This is a genomic window from Draconibacterium mangrovi, from assembly GCF_010586825.1.
GTDB lineage: Bacteria > Bacteroidota > Bacteroidia > Bacteroidales > Prolixibacteraceae > Draconibacterium > Draconibacterium mangrovi.
Window position 1 is genome coordinate 117,715 of sequence record NZ_JAAAGB010000012.1, and the last position, 16,218, is coordinate 133,932.

Consider the following 16,218-nt stretch of genomic DNA (forward strand, 5'->3'; position numbering starts at 1 on the left):
TATTTTAAAAAAAGAATTGATTAGTGACCAAATCGAAACATAACCAGACTTTAAAAACAGCATTCTTTTTGCTGGCTGTTTTTCTGTGTTTTACAGAACCCAATGCTGTGAGTAGTGAGAGCTATGCCTCATTCTCTCCTGCAAAAGATTCTGTAATGGGTTTTGTTTCACCCTCAATTTCAAACCAATCACTTTCAGAAATTTCGGACAAGCCTGCTTCTCAAGACGATACAACTGGCATTGTTTGTCCGGAAGATATCTCCATATATACCGACCTGAATTCCTGTGTGGCAGTTATCAGCAATGGTTTAGACATTTCCGATCCCAACGGCATCATTTCAACACTCAGCTGGGAAATGACAGGTGCAACCGAAGCCGCTTCAAACGGTTCCGGTATCAACCAAATTGGCAGTTATACTTTTAACAAGGGAACAACAGTAATTACTTATCGTGGTGCAACTCTTTACAACAACTCAATTAACTGCACCTTTACTGTTACCGTTTCAGATAACCAGGTTCCACGGTTAATCAGCTCTCCCGGACACATAACGGTTCGAAATCTGTCCGGAGAATGTTATGCCAATGTGAGTTGGACCGAACCATCTGCTGCCGATAATTGTGTACCTCAGGATCAGTTGATTTATACCAGTAATTACAATTCAGGTCAACAGTTCCCTGTTGGATCAACCCTGGTTGAATATCGAATTAGCGATGGAGTAAATACGGCGGTTCATAGTTTTACTGTAACTGTTACCGATGCTGAAGCACCGCAACTGATTGCGCCACCGGATTCGGAAAGTGAATGTGGACAACCGGTACCGGATGCTTTCACAACATGGGAACAATTTGAACAGGCTGGCGGAAGTGCCAATGACAACTGTTCGGTTAATTACGGTAGTTTTAGGTACGTGGGCCAAACCAGCAGCGGTATAACCTGCCCATACAAAGTAACACGTACCTATAGTATTTCGGATGATGATGGCAATGTAAGCGAAGTTAAGCATGTAATTGAGGTAACAGGAGAAGGAATGGCTTATGAAGCCACACATGAATCGACCGAACCGGAAGTACTTTTAGAGCCCGGAGCAGAAACGCAGGCCGAAATCTTATTCTCGAAAACCGATGTTAGTTGTAAAGGCAGCAGAACCGGAATGGTTGACCTGACCGTAAATGGTACATCAGGAATAGTAAGTTTTGTATGGTCGACACAAAACGGAAGTGGCATTGTGCAGGGAGCTGAAGACCAAAGCACCTTAAGCGATGGCGACTATACTGTAATGGTTTACGAGAATGGTGTTCGTTTATTGTCCTTTGATTTTAGCATTTTGGTATCCGATAATCAGGCGCCGGTGCTAAATGCTCCTGCAACTATTCAACGAGATTGCGGACAATCTATCCCGGCTGCTTATTCCACCTGGTCTGAATTCGCCAATGCAGGCGGTACAGTGCGTGACAATTGTCAAATTTATTATTCAAGTTTCCGCCTGGCTTCCGAATCGAAAAGCAATCCGGACTGCCCCTACACCCTTACCCGGGTTTATGAAATTACCGATGTTAACGGAAATCGTGGATTGGCCGAGCATATAATTAACGTTGAAGCGGATGAGGTTATTTTGAAATCGGGGATGGGAACCGCAGGGTTATTCGTATCAACTGCTACCGGAGGAAATTGGAACGATGGTAGTTCATGGGATGGGGGTGTCGCTCCCGGGCCGACTGATGATGTGGAAATTGTATCTGGTGCAACCATTACGCTTACTGATAATCGTACCGCGGTTAATATTACAAATAATGGAACACTGTTAATTGGAGGCAACAATCTTCAAATAGATGGAAACCTTATAAATAATGGTACCTTAACTGTTGGATCTGGAACAATAACTAACTATGGTAACTGGACCAATAATGGAACATTTACTGCTGGGACAGGAACGGTTGAGTTTAAAGGGGCCAGCAATGCAGCCATTAGTGGCAGTTCGGCTACAACCTTTAATAACTTTATTTTGAATAAGGGGACGGATGTAACCACGGAACTTGAAATAAATTCAGTTGGAGCAGTTTCATTGGGGAGCTATACATTTACCAGCGGTTTGCTTAAACTAACAAGCGGAACTTACACCTTAAACTCGGATTTTGATATACTTAGAGCAGCCGGAATTCATGTAAATGGTGCAACCTTAACTACGGGAGACTATACCATTACCAATGAAGGGCTGATTCGGGTTACTTCCGGGACTGCTAACTTTGGCAATAGTGCGGGTAATAGCGTGCATACTCAAACCGATGGTGCGTTTGAGGTGTCAGGCGTTAGTACAACAGTAAACATAGCAGGGCGTTTGGAAAATTCAGCGGGAGGTACTTTGGTAACAGGAGTGCCATCAGGAATCAATATTTCAGGAGGTACAATAAACCTGGCCACAATAGGGAATGGAAGTTCAGGAACCGGGGCTTTAAATGTTACGCAACAAGGTGCTTTTAGTTTTACAGCAGGAACTATAAATATCATTAATGCCAACAGCACATCTGGTACCGCAGTAGATTTGGCTATTGCAGAAGTAGATGGCAGTGGAACGAAAACGATTACAAATGGTGAATTTCATTTTGGAGATGGAACAGCCAGCACTTATCACATTGTTAGTGCTATAGATATCCCCAATATTACGACATCAAATCAAACAGAACTTGAAATTACCCGAATTATAGATGCAAACGGAACTTATACCTTTAATCTAAGTGATGGTAACGGTAATGAAATTCCTGTTGAGATTACTATTACTGCAGACTCTTATGCCTCAGATGCCTCAATAAAAGTTACTACTACTGATGGCAAGTTTGCAAACAACGAAAGTGATGTTAATTATCTGTCGCGTTACTGGTCGGTGGATTTAACAGGAATTACAAATCCTGATTATACTTTCACAGCTGATTATAATGCTTCTGATATAACTGGGACAGAATCTGAAATAAAAGCTGGTGCCTGGAACGGTTCTTTACCCTGGACAAAAGGCAATTTGGCAGCAGGAAATACAATTTCATTTAACGGGCTTAGTGGAGATCTTAACATTACCGGAATAACGGCTGATAATCCTACGGTAACTGCAGGAGCAGATCAAAGCACCGTTTGCACAGGGGATGATATTGATTTAACAGCAACTCCTGTCGGCGATGCACCTTTTTCCTTCGTATGGACCGGCCCCAATGGATTTACGTCGACAGATCAAAATCCTACCCGCACAAGCGCAACAACAGCTTATGCCGGAGAATATGGTGTTACCGTTACAGATGGAAATGGGTTTACGGCAAATGCCACCGTAACTATTACCGTAAATACACCTCCCACATTTACCACTTGTCCGGCCGCAGCTATACCAGCCAACACAATCGCAGGAACTTGTGCCGCCAATGTTAATTATACTGTTGAAGCCGATGGTGCTCCAGTGCCAGGTTTGACCTATTCCTTCTCGGGATCAACATCCGGCAGCGGTAGCGGAACGGGAACTGGTTCTTCTTTTGATCTTGGAACAACTACTGTAACGGTTACAGCTACTAATAGTTGTGGAACTGCCACCTGCAGTTTTGATGTAGTAGTAAGCGATAACGAAAATCCGACGATCAGCTGCGTAGGCAACCAGTCAAAAGATTCAGATGCCGGAGTATGTACCTATACAGTTGTAGGCACTGAGTTTGACCCAACGGCAACGGGCGATAACTGTGGAGTAGCCAGCGTAGTGAACGACTTTAACGGAGGAGCCACCTTGGCCGGCGCCGTCTTCCCACTGGGAACAACCACGGTAGTCTGGACAATTACAGATAACGCATCAAACACTGCCACCTGCAGTTTTGATGTAGTAGTAAGCGATAACGAAAATCCGACGATCAGCTGCGTAGGCAACCAGTCAAAAGATTCAGATGCCGGAGTATGTACCTATACAGTTGTAGGCACTGAGTTTGACCCAACGGCAACGGGCGATAACTGTGGAGTAGCCAGCGTAGTGAACGACTTTAACGGAGGAGCCACCTTGGCCGGCGCCGTCTTCCCACTGGGAACAACCACGGTAGTCTGGACAATTACAGATAACGCATCAAACACTGCCACCTGCAGTTTTGATGTAGTAGTAAGCGATAACGAAAATCCGACGATCAGCTGTATTGCGTCCTACACCGCCACCGGAAATTCCGCCTGTACAGGTGTTATAAATGTGGCAGCGCCAAGCTACGATGATAACTGCGGAGTGACAAGCTTCAGCTGGACAATGAGTGGGGCGACAAATGATTCAGGAACAACACCAATCGGAACTTACACTTTCAGCAGGGGAACGACTACCATCGAATATACTGTTGCTGATGCAGCGGGTAATGAGGCGAAATGCAGCTATCAAATAACAATTCCGGATCTTCTTACGATTGCAGCCAGCTCAGATCCTGTGATCTGTCAAGGCGATGATCTGATTTTATCAGCTACACCATCAGGAGGAACAACGAATTATACTTATTCATGGACCGGGCCAAACGGATTTACATCAACAGAACAGAATCCGGTAATCAATGATGTTACCACTGCAGAAAGTGGAAGTTATTCGGTAACAGTTACAGATAATAATAATTGTACGGCAACTGCTGCGGTAACGGTTACCGTTCGTCCAACGCCAACCGCAACAATAACCGGCACGACTGCGGTTTGTCAGAACGAAGCACCTGCACCAACGGTTACTTTCACAAATGAAATGGCAGATGCTGTGGTAGTAACCTATAACATTAACGGTGGTGGTGATATAACAATGGATATTGCCGGCAATAGTTTCAGGTCGGTTACTCAACCCACAGGAGTTGCCGGAACTTACGTTTACAATCTGGTACAGGTACATTATGCCTCAGGCGTAAGCTGTGCGAATACAGATCCTTCTTCGGTAACAATTACCGTACATCCAACGCCTACGGTTAATCCTATCAGCGACGTTGTATATTGTAATGGGCAAACAGTTGGATCGCTTCAGCCAACAGGACCTGTTAGCGGTACTACTTTTACCTGGGATAACGATAACCCAGCTATTGGTTTAGGTGCCAGCGGAAACGGTGCTGTCTCAGCATTTACAGCGACCAACAACACCGATGCTCCGATAAATGCCAACATTACGATTACCCCAACTGCCAACGGATGTGTGGGAACACCGTACACCTATACCGTTACCGTAAATCCTACGCCAAGAGCGACAATAACAGGTACAACTACTGTTTGTTATGAAGATGCAGAGCCTGTAATAACCTTTCATAATCCCATGGGATTAGCGCTTACAGTAGCTTATAACATTAATGGTTCGGGCACGACTTACACCATTGATGTTGAAGCAAACAGCACTGCCACAATTACGGCACCAACTACTACACCGGGAACTTTTAATTATAACCTGGTAAGTGCCGCTTATCAGAGCAGTCCGAATTGTTTAATAGGAATTTCTTCACAAACGGCAACCATAACCGTTGATCCGGAACCTATTGCCGATGCGACACCTCAAAATCAAACGATCTGTTCAGGAAATGATATAACAACGATTATACTTGGGACTACGAATGGTATATCAGGCACCACTTTTAGCTGGACAAGGAATAATACCACATCAGTAACCGGAATTGCTGCCAGTGGATCAGGAGACATTAGTGGAGCGCTTACCAATACAACAGCTTTGCCAGTTATCGTAACCTTTACCATTACGCCCGAAGCTGCAGGTTGTCCGGGCAATCCGATTCAGGCGCGGGTAACTGTTAACCCCATACCGGTTGCCACCATTACCGATAACAACGGATCGAGGTGTTCCGGAGTAACCATAAGTGAAATAGTTCTTACCAGTACTACGCCAAATACAACATTTACCTGGACTCGTGACAATACCGACATTGTTTCCGGTATTCCATCTCCGGGATCAGGAAGTAAGATTAACGGAGCCTTAACCAATCTTACCAGTGCTCCTGTGCCGGTTACCTTTACGGTTACTCCAACAGCAAACGGTTGCGTGGGGCCGTCGGCAACAACTACCATTACCATTAATCCAACACCGCAAATCAACGATACTACACTAACAATCTGTAACAGCGGATCTTTCGATGCTACGCCTATAGATGTAATAAATGGTGTTGTACCTGCAGGAACAAGTTACGACTGGAATATTCAGTCGAATACTGGAGGAGTTACCGGAGCAGTTGATGGTGTTGGGACTTCTATAACAGGAACACTGGGGAACTCAAGCAATACGGTGCAAACCGTAACCTATGCAGTATACCCAAGCTATAGCGGATGTTTGGGCGAAGTATTCCTGGTTAAGGTGAATGTTACACCTGAACCTGACATTAATGATATACCAAAAACGGTATGCAGCAATCAGGAATTTGAAGTAAAACCAGTTAATTCTACCCATGGTATTGTACCTTCCGGAACACAATATACCTGGTCTGCACCAAGTTTACCTGCCGGTCTTACCGGAGGTGCTGAAAATACTACACCAGCCGGAAGCATTACCGGAACACTTATCAATACAACAAAAGATCCGTTAACTGCTATTTATACTGTAAGTCCGAGCAATGGAATTTGTTCGGGAGCCGACTTTGAGGTGGCGGTTACAGTTAATCCGGCCGCTACGGTTAATGCCAGTGAAATAAATGCATGCAGCGGTTCCGGTTTTTCATTTGCACCAGAACACGGTGTTGATGGTGCTATTGTACCGGATGGAACAACTTACAGTTGGTCGGCACCGGATATGGATGCCGGTGTTTCAGGTGGAACGGCTGGTAGCGGAGCAAGTACCATTAGCGGTACTTTATTTAATTCCGGCAGTACGCCTTTGGAGGCCCGTTATACGGTTACGCCTGTTTCGGCAGGTTGTGATGGTGATCCTTTTGTTTTAACCGTTATTGTAGATCCTTTACCGGCTATAAACCCAATTACCAAAACCATTTGCAGCGGGGAACCATTTACCATAACACCTGAAGATGGAACAAATGGTGTTGTTCCGGCAGGAACAACTTACTCCTGGGCTGCACCAACGGTAACAGGAGGAATTACCGGTGGACAGGCAGGAACGGATCAAACTGAGATTTCGGGAATATTAACCAATCCAACCAATACGCCACGTACGGCAACTTATGAGGTTATTCCGACATCCGGATCATGTGCCGGAATAAAATTCAATGTAATTGTTACAGTGAATCCAACGCCTGCAATTACAGATATAAATACAACGGTATGCAGTGGCACAGCATTTAGTATTATACCACAAAACAGTACTAACGGAATTGTTCCTTCAGGTACAACATACACCTGGACTGCTCCGAGCATGCCTGCAGGTGTGAGTGGAGGAGTGGCCAATGCAACACCGTCATCCGATATCAACGGAACGCTGACAAATTCTTCGAGCGACGCCCAAGTGGTTACCTACGTGGTAAGCGCCAGTGCCGGAACATGTGGGCCAACTACCTTTAATGTAAATGTTACGGTAAATCCAACACCAACAGCTACTATTAGCGGAGGAGGAACAGTATGTGATAATGCCGGAACTGCAGATATTATTTTTACCAACCCCATGGATTTACCGGTTACTATATCCTATAATATCGATGGCGGAACCAACTTTACAGTTGATATTCCGGCAAACGATTCTGAAACGGTGCCGGCAACCATTAATGCAACCGGAACATTTATTTATAACCTGGTAAATGTAGCTTATCAGTCCAGTCCCGATTGCTCTACGCCTATTGTTGGTCAATCGGTTACCCTTATTGTTGAACCAATTACCACGGCAGGTATATCTGCTGATTTTACCACAATTTGTGAAGGGGATATCGTAACCTTTACAGCTGATACGGCCAATGCCGGAACCAACCCAACACTGGTATGGAAAGTAAATGGTGTTACAGAGCAAACCGGTGGTAAAACATTCAGCTCCGCAACGCTGAGCAACGGCGATGAAGTTACTTTTGAGGTAACTACCACAGCCGGCACTCCATGTTTGGGCACTACGGTAAGTAATATAGTTACCATGACGGTAAATCCGTTAAATGTTCCTTCTGTTACCATTTACGAATCGGCCAATAACATTTGCGAAGGCACATCGGTTACCTTTACGGCTGATCCGGTTGTAAATGGCGGGCCAACTCCAACATTCCAGTGGTATCTGAATGGTACAACACCTGTTGGATCTAACAGTAACACCTATACTACCACTTCGCTTGCTGATGGCGACAAGGTTACAGTTGTGGTAAGCTCCAGTGCTTCCTGTCCGGGACCTGAGGCTACCAGTAATGAAATTACGATGAACGTTAATCCAAACTTACCGGTAAGTGTAAGTATTAGCGAAGATATAAATTCAATATGTGAAGGAACAGAGGTAACCTTCACTGCCACACCCACAAACGGAGGTTCTAATCCAGTCTATCAATGGAAAGTTAACGGTACTAATGTTGGAACGAACAGTCCGACCTTCAGTACCACCACTTTGCAGGATAATGATATCGTTACAGTTGTTTTAACTTCTAATGCAACTTGTGCAGTTGATAATCCGGCTACTTCCAATCCGATTACCATGGAGGTTAATCCGAATCTGCCGGTGAGTGTAAGTATTGCAGAAGATCTCAACTCAGTTTGTGATGGAACGGCGGTAACCTTTACTGCAACGCCCACAAATGGCGGATCATCACCAAGTTACCAATGGAAAGTTAATGGAGTTGATGTAGGTACAGATAGTCCGACCTTTACCAGTACAACGTTGAGTGATAACGATGTGGTTACGGTTGTGATGACCTCAGATGAAACCTGTACTTCCGGAAATCCGGCTACTTCCAATCCGGTTACCATGGAAATTTATCCGAACCTGCCGGTGAGTGTAAGTATTGCAGAAGATCTCAACTCAATTTGTGACGGAACAGCAGTAACCTTTACAGCAACTCCAACAAACGGTGGTTCATCACCAAGTTACCAGTGGTACCTCAATGGAACAACTCCGGTAGGTACAGATAGCCCGACTTTTACCAGTACAACATTGAGCGATAACGATGTGGTTACGGTTGTGATGACTTCAAGTGAAACATGTACCAGCGATAATCCTTCTACTTCCAATGGAATAACCATGACGGTTAATCCAATCTTACCGGTGAGTGTGAGCATTGATGCCGATAATAATCCGGTATGTACAGGAACAGCAGTAACTTATACGGCAACTCCTACAAACGGGGGAAGTAATCCAACTTACCAATGGAAAGTAGATGGAGTGAATGCCGGTACCAATAGTGCCACATTTGTTTATACGCCAAATGATGGAGAAATTATTTCTGTAGAGTTAACTTCCGATGAAGCTTGTGTTTCAGGTAATCCGGCAACCGATGCTGTAACCATGACGGTTGAGCCACTTCCAACAGCATCTGCCGGAGGAACTATGGCTATCTGTTCGGATGCAAACTATACGCTTACTGCAGGGGAAGCAAGTGCTGCAAACGGAACAATAGTCTGGACAGAGAATGGGGCAGGCTCAATAACAGCAGGTGCGAATACCTTAACCCCAACCTATACCGCTGCTGCCGGTGATGAAGGAAATGCCGTTACCTTAACCATGACCGTAACAAGCAACAACTCGTGTGGTACAGCTACCGCTACAGCATTCTACACCATTAATGTTGATGCACCAATAACTGCTACTCCTGAAATTCCAACGGGGCCTCAGTCGGTATGTTCCGTCGCCTCTTTGTTAAATTATACGGTCACTGCTGTCCCGAATGCTACAGGCTATGATTGGAATTTACCAGGCGATTGGGTTATCACTACAGGAGCGGGTACAAATACCATCTCTGTTGACATAAGCGCTGCTTCTGAGGGGATTTATTATGTTTCAGTAATTGCAACGAATGCTTGCGGAAGTAGTCTGGAAAGTGCTGGTTTAGAAGTTTCCATTGGTGATTTTGCCACTGCCAATGCCGGGGCGGATCAACAGATATGTTTTAGCGATGCGAGTATTGATGTTGAAGGTACTGCTGGCGGTGCAGCCAATAAAAATGTCGGATTCTGGACAACCTCCGGTTCAGGAACATTTAGTAATATTTTTAAAACAAGAGCAATTTATACACCAAGTGCTGCCGATCGATCAGCCGGTTCTGTAATACTTACATTTACAACTGATGATCCGAGTGGTACTTGCGGAGCAGAATCTGATGATTTAATACTAACCATACTTCCGGAACCAACGGCAAGCATTTCAGTATCAGGGGCAAATCCTATTTGTTCGGGTTCTGCATCAGAGGTAACATTTACAGGAACACCAAATACAACAGTAACTTATACTATTGATGGCGGCACAAGCCAAACTATTCAAATTGATGGTAGCGGTTCTGTTTCCTTTGCTACTGCAGCTTTAACTGCCAATACGGTTTATAACCTTGAGAGTGTAGAATATACCAATGCTCCCGCTTGTCCTGAAATTATTTCGGGTTCTGTAACCATAACCGTAAATCCACTTCCTTTGGTTGATGCGGGTTCGGAGGCAACTATATGTGCCGACGGTACACTAACCCTTGCCGGCTCAGTTAGCGGTGGTGCTACCGCAGGTGAATGGACAACAAGTGGAGACGGAACCTTTGATAATGAATTCGCTTTAAATGCCGTTTATACCCCCGGAACTAATGATATTTCAACGGGTTCGGTTACCTTAACCTTAAGCAGTACCGATCATGTAGCACCTTGTTCAGTGGTTTCTGACGATGTGATTATAACAATAGATCCGGTTGCAACAGTTAATGCCGGCTCTCCACAAACCATTTGTGAAGATGCGGATGTGAGCCTCAACGGATCAGTTGGTGGAGCAGCTACTGCAGGAACCTGGAGTGGCGGTGGCGGAACATTCAATCCAGACAACACCACATTAAATGCAACATATACTCCGAGTGCAGCCGAGATTGCCGCCGGTACAGTAACACTAACGCTTACTACAGATGATCCTGCAGGACCATGTAATGCCGTTTCTGCTGATGTTGTTATAACGATCAATCCTGTTGCAACGGTTGATGCTGGTTCGCCTCAAACCATTTGTGAAGGTTCGGATGTAAGCCTGAACGGATCGGTTGGAGGAGCGGCTACCTCAGGAACCTGGAGCGGTGGCGGCGGAACATTTAATCCAGACAATACTACATTAACTGCAACATATACTCCAAGTGCTGCCGAGATTGCAGCCGGTTCAGTAACACTAACACTTACTACGGATGATCCTGCCGGACCTTGTGATGCCGTTTCTGCTGATGTTGTTATAACGATCAATCCGGTGGCAACGGTTAACGCCGGTTCGCCTCAAACCATTTGTGAAGATTCGGATGTGATCCTAAACGGATCGGTTGGTGGTGCGGCTACCACCGGAACCTGGAGTGGTGGCACCGGAACATTCAGTCCGAACAATACCACCTTAACGGCAACATATACTCCAAGTGCTGCCGAGATTGCAGCCGGTACAGTAACACTAACATTGACTACCGATGATCCTGCCGGTCCTTGCGAAGCTGTTTCTGCTGATGTGGTAATCACCATTAATCCTAAGGTAACAGTCGATCCCGGAACTTATGGCCCCTATTGTTCTGACGAAACGATAACCTTAAACGGTAGCATTACCGGAGGAGTAAGCACTGGTACGTGGTCAGGTGGAGCAGGTACCTTCTCAAATAATACAGATTTAAACGCAACATACACTCCAACAGGTGCCGAAATTGCAGCCGGTACAGTAACCCTGACACTTACCTCTGATAATCCTGCTGCGCCTTGCGGACCGGTAAGCGAAAGCACAACCATTACCATTTACCGCAAAGTAACAATTACCTCTCAACCTGTAAATACAGGCGTTTGCGTGGGTAATCCGACTACATTAAGTGTTGTTGCCAGTGGAAGTAACCTGAGCTACCAATGGTATAAAGGCAGTACACCGATCGGAACAGACTCGCCAACTTTAAGCTTTGCTGCCGTTACACTGGCCGATGACGACAGTTATTATGTGGTGGTAAGTGGTGCAAACGAATGTCCAACCGTACAATCAAGCACGGTAACTTTAAATGTGGACGCCGCCATTACCATCACTACTCAGCCTACATCAAAAACTAACTGCGAAGGCGAAAATGTCATCTTTACCGTGGTGGCCGGGGCAAATGGTGCTGCTCTTACTTACCAGTGGAGAAAAGATGGTGTGAATATTTCAGGAGCCACATCGTCAAGTTATTCTTTAAGTAATATCACTTCAGCTGATGCAGGCGTTTATGATGTAGTTATTGATGGAGCCGGAAGTTTTAACTGTAATTCAATCACTTCATCCGGTGCAACGTTAACGATTGGCAGCGACGGAACCATAAGCGATCCGGCCAATAAAGATCAAACAATTTGCGAAGGCGATGCCATTGTCGATATTGTTTTTGCCATTGGCGGTTCGGCCGGTGGTGCAAGCTTAAGCGGTGATTTACCTGCCGGTTTAACAAGTGGCTACAATAGCAGCACAAACGAATTTACTATTAGCGGTACACCAACTGAAACAGGTACCTACAGTTATACAGTTACCACTACCGGGAGCACTTGTGTAAATCCATCCATTAGCGGTACGATAACCATTAATGAAGATGGAACCATAAGTCTGGCCGGAGGAAATGCCAATCCAACACTTTGTATTAATACACCTTTATCAAATATTACTTATAGTATTGGAGGAGGTGCAACAGACGCAAGTATTACTTCAGGTTCATTACCTGCAGGAGTAACAGGAGTTTATAATAGTGCAACCGGACTATTTACCATTAGCGGAACACCAACCGAAGATGGAATTTTTAACTTTACTGTTACCACCAGTGGTGCAGTCTGCGAAAATCCTTCGCTATCGGGTACCATTACCGTACAACCTGATGCGACCATATCTCTTGACAGCGGAGATCCAAACCAAACAGTATGTATAAATACACCAATTACGCCAATTACTTATTCGGGTGGCGGCTCAGCAGGAACGCTTGTACTTACCGGTCAGTTACCTGCCGGAGTTAGCTTTACCGAAAGCGGTGGTGTTTATACCATCTCAGGTACTCCTTCTGTTTCAGGAACATTCAATTATACCGTAAATACAACCGGATCGTGTCTGAATGTTTCCGAAAGTGGTTCTATAACAATTGACAATTTAGCAGATCCGGGTATTTTATCGCCGGCCATTTCTACAACCTGTACTGATACTTTTGGAGAAAATACCGGAATATTAACCCTGATCGATTATGTGGGTAACATTGTTCAATGGGAAGCTTCTTACGATGGCGGCCAAACCTGGGATACCATTCCGCATACCGGCGCTTCATACACGTATAACAACCTTCCGAATACAACCCTGTTCTCAGTATTAGTGCAAAACGGCACCTGCGACCCATTTTATTCGGCAGTGGCACGTGTTACCGTAATTCCTTCTTTCAAACCGGTAATTACTCAGGTAGGCGGAAATGCTTGTTCCGGAGAACCGGTAACCCTGTATGGAACCGTTGATGTAGTTGCCGATACCTTTAGCATTATTGCAGGCGGACACTTTAATACGGCGAACCCAAAAGGATGGAGAATCTGGCAGGATAGCGTAATTCTGCATCCGTTCCCGGCTTCGGGTGATAACGAAAAAGAAAGCCCATTTGCTGAAACCAACGGGCCAAAAGAATTCTGTGGAGAACTATACGATGCCGGAACAGAAGGAAAGAAATTTGCCATTGTACACGGTGAAGACATGTATTCGTGGATGGAAACGCCAATTTTTGAGTTGTTATCCACCATGTCGTCTGCTGAGCTTACTTTCGACCATGCCTATAACATTGCTCCGGGAGCCTGGGCAAAAGTTGAACTTTCGCTGGATGGCGGCGATACCTATGGCATTGAACTGGCAAGCTACACAGGTAAATTAAACGACGGAGCGGTGAATGTTGTTAATCCGATAGAACTTGATCTGTCACCTTATATCGGAATGGACAATTTACGAATCCGTTTTAATTTTAACAGTCCGGGTGCATGTAGTGCCTGGGCCATCGATAACATTACCTTGCCATCTCCACCACCTGATGTAACCTATGTTTGGGGACCTGTTGAAGAAATTCCGCTTGGTGTAACCGGTTCGCCGGTAGTGGTTTATCCGGGAACCTCAACTACTTATACCTTAACCATGTATATTGCAGGATGTCCGGGATCGGCCACCGACCTTCTGGTTTTCGTATACGAATATCCTGTAGTGCAAACGGTTAATGCCTGTGTGGGAGGTGGAGATGTAACCTTTACCATGACAGACGCTACCGAAGGAGGTACCTGGACAGTTAGCGGTGGCGGAACCATAACCAATGACGGAGTATTTACACCTACCACTCCGGGATGTTACGTGGCCACCTACGAAACACCATCCGGAGGATGTACCGGTTCGGCCAATTTTGTGGTATTCCCGCAAGCGCCTACTCCTACCGTTAATGCAGGTTGCGGACCGATTGTAGTTACACCTCCTCCAACAGTAGATGGATTTAACATCGAATATAATTTTGGTGATGGAAATGGATGGAGACAACAGAATATCCCGCCAACAGCTCATAATTGTTCACCTGGTTACAGCATTCAGGTACGTTATGTTACGGCAGATCTTTGCGATCCAACTCCTGTTGGTAACGTAAGTGAGAATACCATATGTAGCGAATCGCCTGCTGTAATACGCCCAATTGATTTGAATCCTCCTACATTTACCGTGCCTTCCGATAAGATTATTTCTAAAGATGCTAATTGCGATTACGACGCCTCGGTAAGTGTAACAGGAGATGTTACCGACGAAGCTGATGATTGTGCTACCAGCGGGCTTAACGCTACATACACAGATGTAGTATTGCCGGGAGATTGTGAAGGTGAAGAAATTATTACCCGTACCTGGACCCTGACCGACGATTGTGGAAATACGACGACCAAGAAACAAACCATTACCGTACTTGATAACGAAGAACCGCCAACTTTTACTGCACCGGCCGATATTACCATTTATAAAGATGCCAACTGTAATTACAATGCATCGCCTTCCATAACCGGAGATGTTACCGACGAAAGCGACAACTGTTCAACAGGATTGGAAGCGTTGTACAGCGATGCAACTTCAACAGCAGATAACTGTGGTACCATTATCATTACCCGGACCTGGACCCTTACCGATAATTGCGGAAATGTAACTTCAAAAGATCAGTTTATTACCATAATGGTAAATATCCCTCCGGTAATCACCTGTCCGGCCGATATTATCGTTGAATGTATTGATGATGTGCCGGCAGCCGATATTAATGCGGTAACCATAACCGATATCTGTGGGCAGGTAACCATAACACACGAAGGAGATGAAAGCGATGGAAATACCTGTCCGGAAGTAATTACACGTACATATAAAGCTACCGATGTTTGCGGTCTGTATTCCGTTACCTGTACGCAGAAAATTACCATTAACGATACTACCGATCCGGTAATCTCTCCTGAAGCCTCCAACGGAATTTCAGATTGTGATGCCGAGGACCCGGCAACAAATGCCGATTTCCTGAACTGGCTGGCCGATCATGGCGGTGCCCGTGCAACTGATAACTGCGATACCGATTTGGATTGGACAGATAACAGAGCCGGTCAAACATGGGTACGCAGTGGTATAGATAATACCATTACAGTAACCTTTACCGTAACCGACGACTGCGGAAACTTTGCTGAAACCACAGCTAGCTTCACCGTACGCGATGATGTGCCTCCAACTTTAACCTGCCCGGTAAGTTCGGATGCAGCCAATCCCGATCTGTTTGAAGATTTTGTATCCGGCGACGGTTGTAGCAAGCTAAGCATTAACGTACCAGATCCAACTATCTACGATATCTGCGGAATCGACAGATTGGTTTATACCTTATCGGGAGCTACAACAGGCAGCAGTTCTGCTACAGGTATCAATTATGTAAGCGATGCCGAACTAAATGTGGGCATTACAACAGTTACCTATACGCTTTACGATATTGCCGGAAACTCAGCTGAATGTACGATCCGTATTTGGATTAAAAACATCGACCAACCAAGATTTGATGTGACTTGTCCTGATGCCACTGCATCAGACATCAGCGTATCAGCCGAAACCGATTTATGCGATGCCGAGGTAACAGTACCGGCTCCGGTAATCGACAACTTCTGTGTGGAAAGTTTTACTGTTTCTT

Annotated in this window: 1 protein-coding gene; it reads left to right on the plus strand. The window is 45.2% G+C overall.

Annotation, left to right across the window (positions count from 1 at the left end):
- Nucleotides 1-23: 23 nt before the first annotated feature.
- Nucleotides 24-16,218: PKD-like domain-containing protein (locus G4420_RS21000; RefSeq protein WP_163325912.1), on the plus strand; the 16,195-nt coding region annotated here is incomplete at its 3' end.